The organism is Paenibacillus sp. FSL H8-0122, assembly GCF_038005345.1.
Classification (GTDB): Bacteria; Bacillota; Bacilli; order Paenibacillales; family Paenibacillaceae; genus Paenibacillus_AQ.
Window position 1 is genome coordinate 3408684 of sequence record NZ_JBBOTB010000001.1, and the last position, 18362, is coordinate 3427045.

Here is an 18362-nt window from a genome sequence, read left to right on the forward strand (position 1 = left end):
GGGATAGACTGAAAAGGATAATAACTAATTAGGCCAAGGATTGGAGGGGGATTTTGGAACTGTAGGAGCGGTAGCGTCCGCCTTTGTCCCCGGATTTCCACCGCGGTAAGCGGTACAAATCAAGAAATCTGGGGACAACAGCGGCCGGAAGTCCAAATATTCACCGGAATGACGCCTGTGCCTAAGCCTACTTCACGTATATCCGGCTGCTCTCCTCCCAATATTCCCCAGGCTCCAGCCCGAACAAGCCAATGTCATCGGCAGGCAGATCCACCTTCGGGGCGTTCACCAGGTTGATCTGCGGCTCCGGGCAGAAGAAGCCTTCGGTCGCGCCGTTGTTCCAGATCATCCATTGCTTATACGAGGTACCCACATCATACACCAGCGTAACTCCGGCCTTACTGTCGGTAAGCTCCATCCGGTTCCGTCCATTCTGGGCGGCTGCGGTGTAGTGGTTGTCCATCGACGCGTAGAACGGATACAATCCTTCGCCGCGCAGAGCCACTTCATCGGCAGTCAGCTCCTGGAATTTGCCGGTTGGCAGCATCCGCTCGTTAAGCTCCCAGCGTTCGCCGATCGTTAGCTTAACACGGTAATCCTGCGCGCTGCTGCCTGGTGCGAACGGAGCATTAATCGCGGTATGGAACGCCAGCAGGCAAGGCATCAGCACATCGCCGTCATTGTGGACCAGCAGCTGCTGGGACAGGCCGCCTTCACCGAGCGTATAGCGCAGCTTGACCGTGTATTTGAACGGCAAATACTGATAGGACGGATGGTTCTCATCCACCTTGATCGCTACAGTAACGAAGCTTTCGCTTGTACCGGTGCCGAATTCCTCTACCTCCCATGCAGCTGTATGTAGGAAGCCATGCAGATGATTGCCGGTTTTGGCTTCATTGACAGGCAAATGATAGGTCTGTCCATTCCACGGGAACTCTCCATCCTCATAACGGTTCGGCGGAAATAGTACAGGAATACCGTGAATGCCCGGGTTCGCCTTGAACGCTTCCATCTCTTCCGCGCCAGGCTCATGCAAGAAACGGTAACCGCTCTCAGTATCCCGGAAGCAGATCAGATTCCCGCCGATGCCCGGCAGAATAGCCGCTTCATAACGGCCGGCCTTCAGCCAGACAGCGGCTTCTCCCTCATAGTGTCCTTCAAATGCTGTAATCGGTGTCATTACAATAATCCCCTTCCATATGATCAAAATGACTCTCTCATAGATAGAGTACCACATCTGCCGGAATGGCAACATGCCATTTTTACAGCTGCTCCACTTCGACACTCATGACATGCTCGATTTTTTTCACATCATAATAGATTTCCGTAGCATAATCCTTGTCTGGCGCAGAAACGACCATGTCGATCATCTGCCTGCCATCCTCAAGATCCTTGATCTTCATTCGCCGGATGGTCCGGCCGGTTTTACGTGTTTTGCGCTGGTCGGTAATGACATTCCGCTGCTCAATCTTCTGAATCACATCCGTCAGAATATAATTCGGTTCCATAATGATTTTGATGGAGATCTCATGCTTGTTCAGCACTTCAGGCCCGATAGCTTTGATAAGCAGGGGGACAGCGTTAACGGCGAACATAAGCAGTATAACCGCGTAACCCGCCTCTACATAAAAGCCCGCACCGACCGCGATCCCGATACCGGAAGCCGTCCAGATCAGCGCCGCCGAGGTCAGCCCGGAGATGGCATCTCCGCCTCTGCGCAGAATAACACCCGCCCCCAAAAAACCGATGCCGCTGACAATCTGCGCCGCCAGACGCATCGGGTCCATGTTCGGATGCTCCGGTCCGCCGAATTTGTCATAGGCATGAATGGATACCAGAGTTACCAGACAGCTGGCGATGCTGATGACCATACTGGTCCGGATTCCCAGCGGTTTCTGTTTCAATTGGCGGTCAATGCCGATGAACAGCCCGAACAGCATGGCCACAAGCAGCTTGATGATTGACTCCATATGCAGCAGGTCCATATTCATAATTCATTTTCCTCCTTTCTCGCCCGTCATGGCACATAGAAACAGTATACCTGAAAAACGCTGCAAGCTTTACTGAAATTTTCTGCTGCCAGGGTTACAAAAGAAACGGACGCCTATCCCCGCTAACCGGGAGCTTCAGGCAGTACTGCCTGAGGCTCCGGCCAGGAACATCGTCCGCTTCAGAGAAGACTTCACTTATTCCATCATATGAGCGATGAGTGACTTATAGAAGGATTAGCCGTGCAGGAGGGATTCCGCGCCGTCACAGTAGATTTCCGTACCCGTGATGTGATCCGAATCCTCAGAAGCCAGGAACAGCGCCAGCTTGGCCACCTGATCCGGACGCCCCGGCCCCTTCTCCAGCGGCTGCCCGCCATCCGGGAATTCCACTTCAATCTGCACTTCCTTAAGATCATCCGAAGGATAGGTATTATCATCGATATTCGTGGTAATTGCTCCCGGACAGATAGCGTTTACACGAATCTTGTACTGGGCCAGCTCAAGAGCAGCCATTTTCATAAAAGCCACCTGACCCGCCTTGGTCGTACTATAGGCAGAGAACCCGACATTGGAGAATACCCGGTTACCGTTGATCGAGCTGTTGATCAAAATGCTGCCGCCCTTCTCTTTGAGATGGGGGATGGCATACTTGACAGTGGCGAAGGTGCCCCGCAGATTAATCTGAATCGTCTGATCCCAGGACTCGATGTCCATCGTCTCAATCGGTGTCATGGCCCCGTTAATCCCGGCATTGGCGAAGACCACATCCAGCTGTCCCCACTTCTCGATAACCTGTTTCACAGCATGCTCCACCTGCGGCGGATCAGCGATATCGCATTCAAACACTGCAGCTTCCCCGCCCTCCTTCGTGATCTGAGCGGCCACCTTCTCCGCATTCTCCACCGTCCGGTCCAGAAGTGCCACCTTGGCTCCGCTTCTGGCGAACTCCAGCACAGATGCCCGGCCGATGCCCGAGCCGCCTCCTGTAACAATCGCTACCTTGCCTTCCAGTTTCTTCGCAGTCATATGTCCAGTCGCCTCCATTTGGTGTTTGATGTTCAAGTTATGTTCTTTCCCTTAACTTTACCTCTCATACCCGGAAGTGAATCGGACCAGAACACCTGATAATGACAAAAAGCTTGACCCGCTGCCGGTTTAACCGGCGGCAGATCAAGCCCTAACATACATGAATGATAAGCCGTAAATCAGCCCAGCATCATCCGGTCGTCGGCCAGCTTATGGCCGCTGATCGCTTCGAATTCGCCAAGCAGACGCTCAACCGTCAGATCCTTCTTGCGCGTCTCATCGAAATCGAGGATGATGGAGCCTTTATCCATCATGATGAGCCGGTTACCCAGGCGGATCGCCTGATCCATGTTATGGGTAACCATCAGCGTAGTCAGCTTCATCTCACGGACAATGGATTCCGTAAGGGTGGTGATCAGCTCGGCGCGCGAAGGGTCCAGCGCAGCTGTATGCTCATCCAGCAGCAGAATCTGCGGCTGGGTGAAGGTCGCCATCAGCAGGCTCAGCGCCTGCCGCTCGCCTCCTGAGAGCAGTCCCACCTTAGCCCGCAGCCGGTCTTCCAGGCCGATGCCCAGGCGGCTGAGCTGTTCGCGGAACAGTGTGCGTCTGTGCGCATTGACACCCAAGGACAGCCCGCGGGGCTTACCCCGCTTGTAGGCCATGGCCAGGTTCTCCTCAATCGTCATATGCGGCGCAGTCCCGGCCATCGGGTCCTGGAAGACCCGGCCTATCCAGCGTGCGCGCTGATATTCCGCCAGATGGCTGATCGAGTTGCCCTCAATACGCGCTTCCCCCAGATCGGGCTTCATCACACCTGAGATAATATTCATCAGCGTAGATTTGCCGGCACCGTTGCTGCCGATAATCGTTACGAAATCCCCGGCGTTCAGTTCAAGATCAATCCCCAGCAGCGCGACCTTCTCATCCGGCGAGCCGGGGTTGAACAGCTTACATACATTATCAAGCTTTAACACTATCGGCCCCTCCTCTCTGCTTGCTGCGCTGAGCCAGCTCGGCAAGCTCTGCGGTCCGTCTGCGGGCCGTGCTCTTCTGCTTCACATACCGCTGAACCGATGGGAAGACGAGGGCAATAATGACGATAATTGCGGTGATCAGCTTCAGATCGGAAGCCTTGAGCCAAGATACCCGGAGGGCCAGAGCGACAACGATCCGGTACACGATTGAGCCGAGCAGCACAGCCAGTGTCGCCCGGAAGACGTTCTTCGCACCGAAGATCGCTTCCCCGATAATTACCGATGCTAGCCCGATGACAATCATCCCGATCCCCATCGAGGCATCTGCGAAGGTAGAATACTGGGCGATCAGTGCGCCTGAGAGCGCCACCAGCCCGTTCGACAGGCTGATCCCCAGAATCGTGGTTGTATCCGTGTTGACCCCGAAGCTGCGGATCATCCGCGAGTTGTCACCGGTGGCCCGCAGGGCCAGTCCCAGATCGGTGCGCAGGAACAGATCCATCAGGATTTTGACCAGCACGACTATAAACGGCATGACCAGCAGAGGATTCATGGAGCTGAATAACGTATCCTCCCCCATCAGGGAGACATTCGGCTTATCCAGAATCCGCAGATTGATCGAATAGAGGGCAATCATCATTAGTATGCCGGACAACAGCCCGTTGATTTTACCTTTGGTATGGAGCAGACCGGTACACATTCCTGCCGCCATTCCGCCGAGCAACGCACACAGGGTAGCCAATAACGGAGAATAACCGCTGTTGATCATCACTGCGGCAATCGCGCCGCCGGTTGTGAAGCTTCCATCCACCGTCAGATCGGGGAAATCCAGAATACGGAAGGTAATATACACCCCCAGTGCCATGAATGCGTAGAGCAGGCCCATTTCGAGAGCCCCGATTAATGAATTATACATTGCTGACTTCCTCCCTCAAGCGGCAAAGGGCGCCCATCCCGGACGCGCCCTGTTTATGAACTTTGTATATTATTGAATAATATTATTGGCGGGATCAGCCACTTCAGCCTTCATGGCATCCGTTACTTCAATTCCCTGTGCTGCCGCCGCCTTGAGGTTAAGCACCAGGTCCAGCTTCTCCTGCATCGTTACCTTCATATCGCCGGGGCTTTTGCCGTCCTTAAGCACTTCTACCGCCATTTGGCCGACCTGATAGCCATGATCATAGTATTTGAAGCCTACCGTAGCAAAAGCCCCCTTCTCTACCGTATCACGGTCAGCCGAGAAGAACGGAAGCTTATTGTCGTTAGCCGTCTGGATAATCGTATCTACGCCGCTGACAACGGAGTTATCGAGCGTAATGTACAGCGCATCTACGCGCCCTACAAGGGAATCCGCAGCCTGCTTCACTTCCGAAGTATTGGTAATCGCCGCCTTCACCAGCTCGATCCCGTGTTTGTCCAGCTCACCTTTGGCGATATCCGCCATAACCACAGCATTCGGCTCTCCTTCATTAATGACCAGGCCCAGCTTCTTCACCTTGGGGAACTGCGTCGCAATGAAGTTCATCAGGCGGGTAATCGACTCCGGATTGGTATCCGATGCGCCGGATACATTACCTCCGGGATGCTCAAGATCACTAACAATCTTGGCATCGAGAGGGTCTGTTACCGCAGCGAACAGAATCGGAGTGTCCTTCACCTTCTGTACGACAGCCTGAGCCGAAGGTGTAGCAATCCCCAGCACCAGATCGTTCTTGTCGCCGGCAATCTTCTGGGCAATGGACAGGTTGTTCGCCTGGTCTGCCTGAGCGTTCTGAAGATCCACCTTCAGGTTCTCCCCTTCGACAATCCCTCCATCCTTCAGCGCAGCCAGGAATCCCTCACGAGTAGCGTCCAGTGACGGATGCTCCACGTATTGCGAGATGGCAATCTTATAGGATTTGGCATCGCCGGAGCCTGCATTTGAGGCTGGAGCTTCCGTCGCTGCGGCCGGGGCATTCCCGGTGCCCGCGTCATTCTTCACTGCTGCATTATTGTTCCCGCAACCGGCAGCTACGAGCATCAAGGCCATACTTAGCCCCATCCAAATCTTCTTCGTCTTCATCAGATTACCCCTCTTCTTGTACGGGTTCAGCGCGAGAACCTGGGCTAGCGGTCCAGCATTATCGCTTTCATCTTTAAAAGCATTAAAGCGAAGGCCCGCACCCTGTCCCCATCTGCTCCCCGAATCTATTAAACATATATTATATGTAGGTTGATTTCCCGTCAATCATTTAAGTGAGGTCCATATTTTACAAAATACGCACAATGAGTGTCTCCCCGCTTCAACAATCTGTGGTTTCTCTTGACATTGTTTGCTAAGGCCTGAAGCACATAAAAAAAGCGGTCCTGCACAAACTTACCTTAAAGTTTGAAGATGGAGCGTGCCCCATGCCAATAATCAATCTGCGTACCAGCAAAATTTTATTATCCTCCGCCATCCTTGCTACCGCCATTGCCGGAACAACCGCCTGCAGCTACACCAGCAAGGACAGCACTCCCAAGGTTAACTCGCTGACGCCAACCGGAACGTTCGCAGGCAGCTATTATGAGAAGTATTCTTTTACCGACAAGGAAGGCAAGTATTGGATTCCGCTCAAACCGGCTGTCGCTTCCATCGGCTTCCGGATGAAGGATGACACGGCAAGCGGCGGCTATACCAAGCTCGGCTATAGTGACGTCATGTATATGCTGCGGCCGGATTCCAGCCAGGCATTCTCATTAGGCCAGCACATCACCCTTCCCGATGTCCCCGTCCGCCGTGAAGGTCAAATCTATATCACCCCCACCGCCTTGTCCAAGCTGCTGCAGACAGAGGTCGGCTGGAATCCCGGCACCGGCGAGATTAACATCGCAACCCCTTCCGACAGAGAGAGTACAGAGGACTCCGGCAAGGTGGAGGCTGCGAAGCCGCTGCGGATTCAGAGTGTATCGAATGTGGACACGGGAGAGCTGGTCGCCTATGCCAAGAAATTTCTCGGTGTCCCCTACGATTTCGGTGCTGGCTCCTATGAGGAGACCAAGCGCTTCGACTGCTCGTCCTTTACACGCCATGTCTTTCAGAAATTCGGGGTGGATCTGCCCCGGCTGGCCAAAGATCAGGACAATATCGGCAGACGGGTATCGCGCAGCTCGCTGGAGCCCGGCGATCTGATCTTCTTCACCGTACCCGGACGTTTCGAGAGCGACGCGGTTCCCGGTCATGTCGGTATCTACATCGGCGGCGGGAATTTCATTCACACCTGGGGTGACCCCGGCGTGCAGATCAGTGAGCTGGACAGCGGATACTGGAGCAACGTAATTCTGCACATGCAGCGCGTACTCTAGACCCGGACACAATAAATGCAAGGAAGCTTGCCCGGGCTCGCTCACTTAGCGACCGGTCCGCTTCCTTGCATTTTTTTGCTGCAAATAAATGTTATTCCAAAGGTTACTTCCAGCTCTTCATGCAGAGATTCTCCGTTCGCTTCAACAATCACCCGCTATCCCTCTGCATCCCTGCCCGCACGAATCCTTTGAACCGGCTGCCCTGGTACGACAGCTCCCCCCGGTCCCCCTCAACAATCATGGCATACGCCCTCGGCTTCACCTCAAGCTCTCTGCGGCTGCCATTATGGAATTCAAAGGTCACATAATAACTCGTATGCGTCCCCATATGCCCTCTTCCGCCCCAGACCTCTGTCCGTTTGGCAATAGCCGTAACTACCCTTGATTGCAGAGGGCTGGTCTGGTTCGTCATCCAGATCTTGAGTCCTCTCCAAATCGTGTAAGCAACAACGCCCGCAATCAGCAGCAGAATGAGCTTTAACAAGAATGGCCCCTCCGTGAAAAATCCGCTCTGGCTGCTGGCCGCTGCCGGGTACAAATCGTTAAATACGCCTGCATTATGCAAATTAACTGCTCCTTCCGATCATTTTTTCACAAAAAGTTCAATTTACTAGAGAATACGCAGCGTAGCAGCTCCGGTTTCGTTATTCCTCAGTCGCAGGCCTTGAAATAATAGCGTATTATATTTGGTCCTGCTAAGATCCTATGATATGCTTTAACTACAATTTACAAAAAGGGGGTGTTCTCATGAGGAGAGATTGGACGCGTCTGACGCTGCTGGATCTGCTGAAGGCTGTGTTTCTTCCGGTGCTGCTGCTGACTTTTCTGATCATGGCCCTCCAGATGCTGCATGAACAAGAGCCTGAGATGCATTCTGTAAGGCCGGACCGCTATGAGCATAAGCTGGCCCAGCCAGTGCGCGTGCATCATACGCAGATCTATGACACCCAGGCCGTCCGGCTTGCTCCCCGTGAGAACCCGCTGACGCTGGAGTCCGGACCTCCCGGGCTGCTGCTCTGTGTATCGCTGCTCCCCTTCATTTACATTCTGCTGAAGCGGCTGCTGCTGCTTCCGCTGAAATATAATTCACATTTCGTAGGAGTACGGCTGTACGCTGAATGAAGCTGCAAGCGCCGTAATCCGCAACACAAATTCCGGTTTCCTGCTGAAAGGAGGAAATCTTATGAGAGTCAGATATAGAAATGCTGCACCCTTACGTTATTCCAAGACCTTGCGTCTGCTGTCCATTGTAGGCGGAGGATTACTTGCAGCCGTTGGTCTGGAGCTGTTCCTGATGCCGCATAAGCTGCTTCCGGGCGGCATTGCCGGATTATCCGCCCTGCTGTCCCATGTGACCGAAATGCGGCTTGGATTATTCCTGTTCCTGTTCAACCTTCCCTTTATTCTGATGTCGCGCAGGCAGATTAATCTCCGCTTTGCCTTGTATACGATGCTTGGCCTAATTTGTCTGACGGCAGGGTCTCTGGCCTTGCACCATTTCCCGGCGGCAATCAGCGAGCCGCTGCCCGCGGCTATTGCCGGGGGGCTATGTCTCGGGTTCGGACTGGGCATCTCTGTACGCTTCGGAGGGCTGACCGCCGGAAGCGAGAAGCAGAGCGTCCGGCTGCTGAACGGAGGGCCGCCCAAATCGGCTGAGATGCCGATTATGCTGTTCAATATGCTCATCCTGCTCTACGGCGGATCATTATTCGGCTGGGATCAGGCGATGTACAGTATCATTGCGTATCTGCTTGCCTTTGAAGCGCTGCGGTTCTCCTTAAGGGACCTCTCGCTCACGCAGGCGGTCTTTATTACCAGCAGCAAATGCGAGGAGATCCGCCGCAAGCTCCAGCAGTCGCTGGACCGCGAGGTGAAGCTCGTAAGATCCACAGGACCGGAGGGCGAGCCTGGTACGGTCTTCTGCCTGGCAAGCAGGCTGGAGGAAGAACAGCTCGCCTCTATCGTGCATGACTGTGATCAGGATAGCAAGATTGTGATCAATGCCGCGCGGAACAACCGGATTCGTGCTCTGTTCCGCAATAAGCCGCCCGGCTGAGCTGTATGGGCTTCCAGGGTGGCGAAACGGATGAATTAACTACCTTCGCGCGAACACAATGTATGCTGTTTTTCATATACATTTGGTCCATATGCCTGCTTGGGAACATAATGTATGCTGTTTTTCACATACATTTAGACCGTATGCCTGTTTGAGAACATAATGTATGCTGTTTTTCACATACATTTGGTCCATATGCCTGCTTGCGAGCACAATATATGCTGTTTTTCACATACATTTGTTTCAAATGCCCCTCTACTATCCACAAATCTACACTCACCTTTTCCACAGCAGCAGGAAACTATAGTTTCCTATATAACAAGTAAAAAGGAGCTGTCCCAAAAGCCGTGAAATGGCTACTTGGGACAGCTCCTTTTTGAGTGAGGAATAGGATCAACGTGGGCACTTGGGTGGACGCTCCGCGAACGGACCGTTGTTACAATCGCTGTGGTCTCCAGATTTTATTTATTTCCCTGATCGGTAAAAATCCGCAGACCAAGGCGACCGCTGTCGCTTTTCCACAATCGTTCCGTCCTCTCCGCTGTTTAAGCGGGATACGAAACACCCAAACCTTTTAAGTTCCTGCTTCGATCAACAAAACCTATATCTTATTCAAACTTAACATGCAATTGGTCATTTGCAGCTTGGTTTAATACATTATGGGCACGCTGCCGTGCTTGTTCCATGTGCGGCTGTAAATACGGTTTCGAGAACGGTCTTCATCCGCTGGGAACAGAAACGATTCAAAGTACGAAAGTCTGGCCGCTGCCGTCCGGCGAGCCACATGAAGAGGAGGTTCTCCCGGACGGATTGGCGATTTGACGAGAAGAATAGATTCGCTGGGTGTAGGCGTAAATGATGACTTTGATCAGCATTTTGGGATGGTAGCTGTCACGGCCACCACCAGGGTAGGCCGCGTCAAAGATGGCGTCATCCAGCCGATGAACTGCGGCATTCACGACACGAACGAGGTGATGTTCAGGAATATCTTATTCAAGATCCATTGGCAAGCAAAGTTGGTCCATGGTCCATTTCCCGCTTAAACAGCGGAGAGAACGAAATGACCCGCGGAAAAGCGATAGCGGTCGCCTGAAAGCTTTCCGCAGGAAAGCTCGCTTCGGAAGCATCAGTAGTCTCCGGATTTTCACCGCTAAGGGGAATGAAAAAAAATCTTACGAGCACAGCGATTGTAACAACGTTTCGTTCGCGGAGCGTCCTCACCGAGCGTAAACGTCCATCCAACCCCAAAACAAGGGGTGCCCCAGCCAGTTCATGGCTATGGACATCCCCTTTTTGGATTACAAACCTATCGGAGATTCCTGAATCCCGCTATTTGTCAGCGGAACATCCCCCATAAGCGGATCAGGTGAAACGTATTGTTCGGATCAATCTTTTGGGCAATGACGAATTTCACAATTTGTTCCTCCTGTGCGTTCGTCAGCTTCTCATGCATCACCGCCGAGGCATTACGCACCAGCTTGCGCACGACAGCTGTATCCTGCAGCTCCTGTTTGGAGATGCCGGTAATCATATTCTTGACGCGTTCCTTGACCGCCGGATTCTTCATCTTCAGCTTGATGCGATCCACCAGCTGGGGACTGATTCCATATTGCTGATAACCCAAGTACAGCACCTCCTGTCATATCCAATCATTCACAGTATATGAGGGCAGGTGCCCGGATGTGCCTGTTCAGTCAATTAAATCCCCCTGGAAAATTTGTTCCTGCTGTAAATACCCGCGCAGCGGCGCAACATCCGCCGAGGTCCAGAATGAAGCCTCCCGCAGCAGCTCAGCGGCATCATCGCGCGCCTGCTCAAGCGTCTCGAAGTCAGCAGTCATATCCGCCAGACGGAATTCCGGCAGGCCGCTCTGCTTCGTCCCGAAGAAATCCCCCGGTCCCCGCAGCTCCAGATCCCGCCTTGATACCTCGAACCCGTCATCCGTATCTGTCATCGCGGTCATCCGCTCGCGCCCGATCTCCGACTTCGGATCAGCCATCAGCACACAGTAGGAAGCATGCTCCCCTCTGCCGACCCGGCCGCGCAGCTGATGCAGCTGAGACAGCCCGAAGCGGTCAGCATCCATGATGATCATCAGCGTAGCATTCGGGACATCGACACCGACCTCTACGACCGTTGTAGACACCAGAAGCTGCAGTTCGTTACTGTAGAAGTTCCGCATGACTTCATCCTTCTCAGACGGCGTCATTCTCCCGTGAAGCAAGCCCAACTTATAGTCCGGAAAAGCCTGCGACATCTGCACATGCAGATCAATCGCATTCTGCACATCCAGCTTCTCCGACTCTTCAATCAGCGGACAGATCAGGTAAGCCTGCCGCCCCTGCCCGATCTCGCGGCTGATCAGGTTCATCACCCGCTCCATCAGATCCGGCTTCACCCAGTAGGTGGTGATCGGCACACGCCCCTTCGGCCGTTCGGACAGCGTAGACACATCCATATCGCCAAAGACAGTGATCGCCAGCGTCCTCGGAATCGGAGTGGCGGTCATCGTCAGCACATCCGGGTTGTACCCCTTGCGCCGCAGAACACTGCGCTGATTCACCCCGAAGCGGTGCTGCTCATCCGTAACCACAAGCCCCAGACTGCGGAAGAAGACATCCTCCTGAATCAGCGCATGGGTTCCAACAACCACATCCAGCATCCCCATCTGTAGAGAGGCCAGCAGGTCCTTCCGTTTACGGCCGGACACGCTCCCGGTCAGCAAGCCCACGGTGATGCCGAACGGCTCGAACATCCTCGTGAGCGAGCGCATATGCTGCTCTGCCAGGATTTCAGTCGGGACCATCAGCGCACCCTGAAATCCGGATCTTACAGTCGCGTAGAGCGCAATCGCTGCGAGTACGGTTTTGCCGGAGCCCACATCGCCTTGAAGCAGCCGGTTCATGCAATACCCTGAACGCATATCCTGCAGAATCTCAAGCTCCACATGCTTCTGGGCATCGGTCAGCTCAAACGGCAGGCTGCGCACGAATTGTCTTACGGTTGCATTGTCCACCGTATGAACCACACCATCCATCCGGCCACGGTTCAGCACGCGGAAGGCTTGTACCTTGAGCTGGAACAGGAACAGCTCCTCATACACCATCCGGCGTCTTCCCTGCTGCCCCTCGCGCGTATCCTCCGGCTGATGGATCGTGGCAATGGCCCGCTTGCGTGACATGAAGTCATATTTGCGCATAATGCTGTGCGGCAGAATCTCCGGGATCAGGTCCCCGTACTGCTGCAGAGCCTGGCCAATAATTCGGCGGATCCAGGACTGTGTAATCTTGCCCCCGATTGAGTATACCGGTTGCAGTGTTCCTGTCTTGCCTTCGCCCCGGTCCGGGAATTCATAGTTAGTCACCGTAATCTGATTGCGCTTCTGGTCCCACTTCCCCGTAAGCACCACTTCACGGCCGACCGTCAATTGTTCACGCGCATAATGCTGGTTGAACCACGTAGCAGTGAACATCCACGGCTCTGCCACCATCTTGCAGCTCATGCGGGACTTGCCCCCGAAGCGCTGGAGCACCGGAATACCGATGACCTTGGCTACTACGGTCGCCTTATCGCCGTGCTTGACCTCACTGAGAGATTTCGGACGGAAATCCTCATACCGGAAAGGGTAATACTCCAGCAAGTCCTTCACTGTAAAGACGCCAAAGGCGTGAAGCTCACTTTGCTTTTGAGCGCTCACGCCAGTTATTTGTTTCACTTCAATTGAATCCAAAGTAAGCACCATGTTCATCCCCTATACTTAGGCGGGCCAGATGAATACGGCTAAGGTTCCGTTCCCGACATGGCTGCCCACGACAGGGCCGACATTGGTCAGAACCTTCTCTTTCAAGGTGAAATGTCCGGCTAATTCCCGCAGGAACTCTTCGCCGGAAGCCGGTTCAGCTGTATGACCCACGGCCACATGTATTGTATTCACACCCGGCAGATCTGCCTTGAACAGCTCGATCATGCGGGCGACTGCCTTCTTACGTCCCCTGACCTTCTCTACCGCATAGATAATGCCTTCCGCATCAATGGACAGGATCGGCTTGATATTGAGCAGCGTACCCAGGATGGCCGATGCCTTGCCGATTCTCCCGCCCTTTTGCAGATATTCCAGTGTATCCACAAGGAAATACAGCTTGCGGGATTGGCGCAGACTCTCCACTTTCGCCAGAATCTCCGCAGGAGCATGCCCCTGCTCCGCCAGCCGGGCGGCTTCCACGACCATGAACCCGAAGCCGTAGGAGGCGGAGAGGCTATCTACCACGGTGATAGCTTCTCCCTCCTCTTCAAGCATGGATTTGGCCATGACAGCAGACTGGTAGGTGCCGCTTAAGCCGGAGGAGATGTGGAAGGACAGGATTGAGCTGCCCGGATGCTGCTCCTGTATACGGCGGTACACATTCATATATTCTACAGGAGACGGCTGCGAAGTGGTCGGCAATTGCGGCGAGCGGGGAAGACGCTCGTAGAACTGTTCCGGAGTCATATCCACATTATCCCGGAATGCCTCTTCGCCGAACATCAGCGTCAGCGGAACGACTTCAATGCCGTACTGCTCCGCCAGAGCAGGCGGGATATCGGAGGTGCTGTCGGTAACGATTACGGTACGATTCATAATGTTCCTCCCCATACTATGATTTGGCTGTTCCACTCTGCTTGATTAGGCACTTAAGAGTAAGAGATTCTAAGGCTCAACTGAGAAAAGATAATAGTACAGCGGCTGGCCGCCTTCATGAATCTCTACCTCAACCTGCGGGTACGTCTCTTCCAGCCAGCTGCCGAGGGCATCCGTAATATCCGCCTCGGTGTCTGCACCGGTCAGCACAGTAACGATCTCATCACCATTCACCAGCATGCTTGACAGCAGCTGCTTGCTGACCGTAAGCAAATCATCGGCAGCTGCAACAATCTTGGAGCTCTCGATGCCGATATACTGACCGGATTTGATCTCCAGATTCTCCATCACGGTATCCCGTACAGCATTGGTAATCTGTCCGGATTTGACCTGGGCAATCGCCTCCAGCATATTGCTGGTGTTGGTATCAACCGCATCCTCTTCCTGGAAGGCAAAGGCAGCCGAGATCCCCTGGGGGATACTCTTGCTTGGAATCACTGTAATCTCACGTTCGCCCTCCAGCAGCTCCTTGGCCTGCTGCGCAGCCAGGACGATATTGGAGTTATTCGGCAGAATGTAGATATGCTTCGCCGAAATGGAAGAGATCGCATTCACGAAATCCTCTGTGCTGGGATTCATCGTCTGGCCGCCGGCCAGGATCGCATCGACACCCAGACTGCGGAAGATATCCGAGATTCCGTCTCCCGAGGAGACCGCAATGAAGCCGTACGGCGCCAGATCATCCGCAGGAGGAACCGCCGGCGCCTGAACGCTGGCCTTCTCTTCCGGGATATCGGCGAAGACATCCGGCATCGGTGCGATGTCCATACCGGCACTCAACAGATCGCGGTGCTGCTCACGCATGTTAAGGATGTGAATCTGGGTAATCTCCCCGTGGACGAGCGCCAGGTTAAGTACCTCTCCGGGAGTCTTGGAATGCACATGCACCTTGATTGTCTCATCATCTGAGATGACGATGATCGAATCCCCGTTAACTGATAACGCTTTCCGAAAAGCTTCCTCATCAAAATCCGCTTTCACGGCTGCGCCAAGCTGACGGTTAATGAAAAATTCCATATCATATAAAAATTCAATGTCTTCCGTATGGAGCTGTGATTGCGCGGAAGACTGTACGGAGGACAACGCATGCTCAGGTTTGGTTAGCAGCGGCGCCGGCACAGATACAGGGGCCGCAGCTTGTCCTTGCACAGGAGTCTGTACAGGTGCTGAGACTGCTCCGCTGGTCAGATGCTGGTGGAAGCCTTCATAGATGTAGACCAGACCCTGGCCACCCGAATCCACCACGCCCACCTGCTTCAGCACAGGCAGCAGCTCAGGTGTATGCGCCAAGGCTTCCTTGGCTTTGGCAAGGACTTCGGTCATCAGCTCGATAATATCCGTTGTGCGGCGTGCATAATACACTGCATGTCTTGCAGCTTCCTTGGCAACCGTAAGAATGGTGCCTTCAACCGGCTTCACCACTGCCTTATAGGCGGTATCTACCCCGGTCTGCAGTGCTGCAGCGAACTGCTGTGTATTAAGCTCATCATATTGGGCCGCATAACGTCCAAGACCTCTGAACAGCTGTGACAAAATAACGCCGGAGTTCCCCCGCGCGCCCATCAATAGTCCCTTCGACAGCACTCCCGCACATTGACCGACAGAGGCTGTGTTGTTTCTCTTCAATTCGTTCGCGCCTGCGGTCATGGTCAGATTCATGTTCGTGCCCGTATCGCCATCCGGCACCGGAAACACATTCAATGAATTGACATGCTCGGCATGCTGCTGCAGCATTTCCGCACCGGCTAGTACCATTGCGGTAAAATCTGTCCCGTTTATAGAACGCTTACTCAATGAGAATTCCCCTTCCTAACTTCATGCCTAATCAATTCGATGATCAACTGGACATAATGCACTAATTTATATTGTACTATAAGAGTCTACAGAAATAAATGTTTTTGAATCGGTTGACGAAGCAATTTTTGCTGTGATATGATATTCAAGTATTGTTTTACGCAGGTGTAAGTAACAAGGAGGTGTAATCTATGTCCCGCACATGTACAGTAACAGGCAAGAAACCGGGCAGCGGTAACCACGTGTCTCACGCTAACAACCGCAACCGTCGCTCTTGGGGAGTTAACGTTCAGAAGGTTCGTATCCTGGTGAACGGCAAACCGAAACGCGTGTACGTCAGCACCCGTGCTTTGAAATCCGGTAAAGTTGAACGCGTCTAGTATCCGGTCATTGCCGGGCCTAGCGGTATCTCATACCAAGTAGAAACGGACATGCCGTCCTTTCATAGACGGTATCCGTTTCAGCGAGAATAGAAGAGATATTATATTTGTAGCAAAAAGCACCCTTTACATTCGTAAGGTGCTTTTTTTCATATTTACTTGTCTTCTTTAACCTAACTCTTCTGAAACGTGTTCAAAATCGCTTTAACAAAACCTCCCAAAAATCTTGGCAGCTTGAACGTATAAAATTTCATAGTTAACCCTCCCATCAATTCATGCCGTGCAGTAGGAGACTATCCTGTCTAGATGAAGAATATACCATCGATTGCAGACCTCCGCAAAAAAGGCTACATGAGATTTCTGCTCATGTAACCATATTTATGCGACCACAACTTGGCCTATACCTTCCGTATGCGAATGCAGCAGATTGAGGGTCAATTCGTTCCATAGTAAATGGGCGTCATCACCTATTACCGGATAGCGCTGTCCGCCGCCTCTCGAATGGCCCTGATCGCTCCTGCGCGGTCGCTGCGGCCGAACACTGCATTACCTGCCACAAGCACATCCGCCCCTGCTCCAGCTACAAGCGGTGCCGTAGCTTCGGCTACTCCGCCGTCTACCTCGATAAGCAGACCCTTGTGATGGATCTCTTCAGCCCACTCCCGGAGCTGCGTAATCTTATGCAGGGTGCGCGGAATGAAGGCCTGCCCGCCGAAGCCCGGATTGACGGTCATCACAAGCACCATATCCACATCCTCCAGAACCTCACGCACCGCAGCAGCCGGCGTAGCCGGATTAATGGCCACCCCTGCCATCAGGCCGAGCTCCTTGATCTGATGGATTACACGATGCAGATGCACGCAGGCTTCGGCGTGTACCGTAATCACAGAAGCGCCCGCTGCCGCAAAATCAGCGATATAGCGTTCCGGGTTCTCAATCATTAAATGTACATCCAGAGGTAAAGAAGTATGGGAACTCACCGCGGACACAATCGCGGGACCCAGCGTAATATTCGGCACAAAATGTCCGTCCATCACATCTACATGAATCCAGTCCGCACCGCTGGCTTCCGCTTCGGCCACCTCTGCGCCCAGCGCTGCGAAATCTGCTGACAATATGGAAGGAGCAATTTTCACCATAAGTTTAGTACCTCCGCTTTTTATCTTTCATTTCATTAAAGAACAGCTTGTAATGCTCGTAACGGCTATCTGCAATATCCCCGGACTTCAAGGCTTCTATCACCTTGCAGCCCGGTTCGTGCAGATGGCTGCAGCCGCGGAATTTGCAGTTCTCCGCATAAGAGGCGAACTCCCGGAAGCACACGGACAGCTCATCCACTCCCAGCTCCAGGAAATCCAGCTGGCTGAAGCCCGGAGTGTCGGCCACAAATCCTCCATTACCTATATCCATCAGCTCTACATGGCGTGTGGTGTGCCGTCCGCGCCCGAGACGAAGGCTGATCTCTCCTGTCTCCAGCGCCAGGCCCGGTACAAGGCGGTTGAGCAGTGTGGACTTCCCTACGCCCGACTGTCCCGAGAAGACGCTGATGATACCGGCCAGACGCTGACGCAGCTCATCCGCACCTGATCCGTTCAGCGAGCTTGTGACCATGACCTCGTAACCAATCTGCTCATATAGAGCTTTGACGGCTTCCGTAGCCTGACCTTCATCATCGGCCAGATCCTGCTTCGTGAGCACAATCAGCGTCTCCAGGCCGGAATGCTCGATATGAACCAGGAACTTGTCCAGCAGATTAAGATTCATATCCGGCTCCCGCACGGAGAACAGCAGCACCGCGAGCTTCACGTTAGCCACCTGCGGACGGATCAGCTCCGATTCACGGGGAAGCAGCTCATCTACCATGCCCTCTCCGTTCTCGGTCAGCACATAGATTACCCGGTCACCGACCAGCGGCGCAATTCCTTTCTTCTTCAGAATGCCGCGCCCCCGGCACTGTACCGCCTCTTCCTCAGTTACAATCTGTTCATCCTTGAGTGGCTTAACATAGTAATATCCGCTTAACGCTTTGATTATGATTCCTTCAGGCATACATGCTGAGCCTTCCTCTCCTGATATTTACGCAAATGACCCAAGTGTGTAGAACCCCGGGTCATTTCGCTGCTTCAGCCCTGCCCGTAT

Annotated in this window: 18 protein-coding genes and 1 pseudogene; 4 read left to right on the forward strand and 15 right to left on the reverse strand. The window is 53.4% G+C overall.

What is annotated here, in order from left to right; genetic code table 11:
- Positions 1 to 187 precede the first annotated feature (187 nt).
- From NSS64_RS14975 to NSS64_RS15000, 6 genes are all read right to left on the reverse strand, one after another.
- Complete coding sequence (locus tag NSS64_RS14975; protein ID WP_341140620.1) at positions 188 to 1180, reverse strand: aldose 1-epimerase; 993 nt, start codon at positions 1178 to 1180, stop codon at positions 188 to 190.
- A gap of 82 nt (positions 1181 to 1262) precedes the next feature.
- Positions 1263 to 1985, reverse strand: coding sequence for an MgtC/SapB family protein (locus tag NSS64_RS14980; RefSeq protein ID WP_340944578.1), 723 nt, complete (start codon positions 1983 to 1985; stop codon positions 1263 to 1265).
- Positions 1986 to 2225: 240 nt separating this feature from the next.
- Positions 2226 to 3017 (reverse strand): SDR family oxidoreductase, encoded by a 792-nt coding sequence (locus NSS64_RS14985; protein WP_341140621.1) that lies wholly within the window; start codon positions 3015 to 3017, stop codon positions 2226 to 2228.
- 179 nt (positions 3018 to 3196) lie between these two features.
- Positions 3197 to 3991, reverse strand: a complete 795-nt coding sequence (locus NSS64_RS14990; protein WP_341140622.1) for an ABC transporter ATP-binding protein — start codon at positions 3989 to 3991, stop codon at positions 3197 to 3199.
- Entirely contained in the window at positions 3978 to 4907 is a 930-nt protein-coding gene (locus NSS64_RS14995) for an ABC transporter permease (protein WP_341140623.1), read from the reverse strand. Before NSS64_RS14995 ends, NSS64_RS14990 begins: the two co-directional genes overlap by 14 nt.
- A gap of 69 nt (positions 4908 to 4976) precedes the next feature.
- Positions 4977 to 6053, reverse strand: a complete 1077-nt coding sequence (locus NSS64_RS15000) for an ABC transporter substrate-binding protein (RefSeq protein ID WP_341140624.1) — start codon at positions 6051 to 6053, stop codon at positions 4977 to 4979.
- A 326-nt stretch (positions 6054 to 6379) separates the two neighbouring features.
- On the opposite strand from NSS64_RS15000, the gene NSS64_RS15005 reads away from it, so the two are divergent.
- Positions 6380 to 7315, forward strand: coding sequence for a C40 family peptidase (locus NSS64_RS15005; RefSeq protein WP_341140625.1), 936 nt, complete (start codon positions 6380 to 6382; stop codon positions 7313 to 7315).
- A gap of 148 nt (positions 7316 to 7463) precedes the next feature.
- Here the strand turns inward: NSS64_RS15005 and NSS64_RS15010 are convergent, their stop codons facing one another.
- Positions 7464 to 7880 (reverse strand): DUF2500 domain-containing protein, encoded by a 417-nt coding sequence (locus NSS64_RS15010; RefSeq protein ID WP_341140626.1) that lies wholly within the window; start codon positions 7878 to 7880, stop codon positions 7464 to 7466.
- Between the two features lie 182 nt (positions 7881 to 8062).
- On the opposite strand from NSS64_RS15010, the gene NSS64_RS15015 reads away from it, so the two are divergent.
- Both NSS64_RS15015 and NSS64_RS15020 read left to right on the forward strand, forming a co-directional pair.
- Entirely contained in the window at positions 8063 to 8437 is a 375-nt protein-coding gene (locus NSS64_RS15015; protein WP_341140627.1) for a hypothetical protein, read from the forward strand.
- A 61-nt stretch (positions 8438 to 8498) separates the two neighbouring features.
- Positions 8499 to 9371, forward strand: coding sequence for a YitT family protein (locus NSS64_RS15020; protein ID WP_340941311.1), 873 nt, complete (start codon positions 8499 to 8501; stop codon positions 9369 to 9371).
- A 690-nt stretch (positions 9372 to 10061) separates the two neighbouring features.
- Here the strand turns inward: NSS64_RS15020 and NSS64_RS32770 are convergent.
- The 5 genes and pseudogenes from NSS64_RS32770 to NSS64_RS15045 all read right to left on the reverse strand — a co-directional run.
- Positions 10062 to 10357 (reverse strand): annotated as a pseudogene (locus NSS64_RS32770) (transposase); the annotation flags it as partial.
- Between the two features lie 350 nt (positions 10358 to 10707).
- Positions 10708 to 10995 (reverse strand): stage VI sporulation protein F, encoded by a 288-nt coding sequence (locus NSS64_RS15030; RefSeq protein WP_340992590.1) that lies wholly within the window; start codon positions 10993 to 10995, stop codon positions 10708 to 10710.
- A gap of 66 nt (positions 10996 to 11061) precedes the next feature.
- Complete coding sequence (recG, locus tag NSS64_RS15035) at positions 11062 to 13113, reverse strand: ATP-dependent DNA helicase RecG (protein ID WP_341140628.1); 2052 nt, start codon at positions 13111 to 13113, stop codon at positions 11062 to 11064.
- A 15-nt stretch (positions 13114 to 13128) separates the two neighbouring features.
- Positions 13129 to 13989, reverse strand: coding sequence for a DegV family protein (locus NSS64_RS15040; RefSeq protein ID WP_036729383.1), 861 nt, complete (start codon positions 13987 to 13989; stop codon positions 13129 to 13131).
- Positions 13990 to 14058: 69 nt separating this feature from the next.
- A complete protein-coding gene (locus NSS64_RS15045; RefSeq protein WP_341140629.1) occupies positions 14059 to 15843 on the reverse strand; it encodes a DAK2 domain-containing protein in 1785 nt (594 codons plus the stop codon).
- Positions 15844 to 16034: 191 nt separating this feature from the next.
- Here NSS64_RS15045 and rpmB point away from each other — a divergent pair, with 191 nt between their 5' ends.
- Positions 16035 to 16223, forward strand: coding sequence for a 50S ribosomal protein L28 (gene rpmB, locus NSS64_RS15050; protein WP_076074411.1), 189 nt, complete (start codon positions 16035 to 16037; stop codon positions 16221 to 16223).
- A 173-nt stretch (positions 16224 to 16396) separates the two neighbouring features.
- Here the strand turns inward: rpmB and spoVM are convergent, their stop codons facing one another.
- The 3 genes from spoVM to rsgA form a co-directional block, all read right to left on the reverse strand.
- Positions 16397 to 16477, reverse strand: coding sequence for a stage V sporulation protein SpoVM (gene spoVM, locus NSS64_RS15055; protein WP_020431362.1), 81 nt, complete (start codon positions 16475 to 16477; stop codon positions 16397 to 16399).
- Between the two features lie 216 nt (positions 16478 to 16693).
- Positions 16694 to 17362, reverse strand: a complete 669-nt coding sequence (rpe, locus tag NSS64_RS15060) for a ribulose-phosphate 3-epimerase (RefSeq protein WP_341140630.1) — start codon at positions 17360 to 17362, stop codon at positions 16694 to 16696.
- Between the two features lie 4 nt (positions 17363 to 17366).
- A complete protein-coding gene (gene rsgA, locus NSS64_RS15065; protein ID WP_341140631.1) occupies positions 17367 to 18272 on the reverse strand; it encodes a ribosome small subunit-dependent GTPase A in 906 nt (301 codons plus the stop codon).
- Positions 18273 to 18362: the final 90 nt, after the last annotated feature.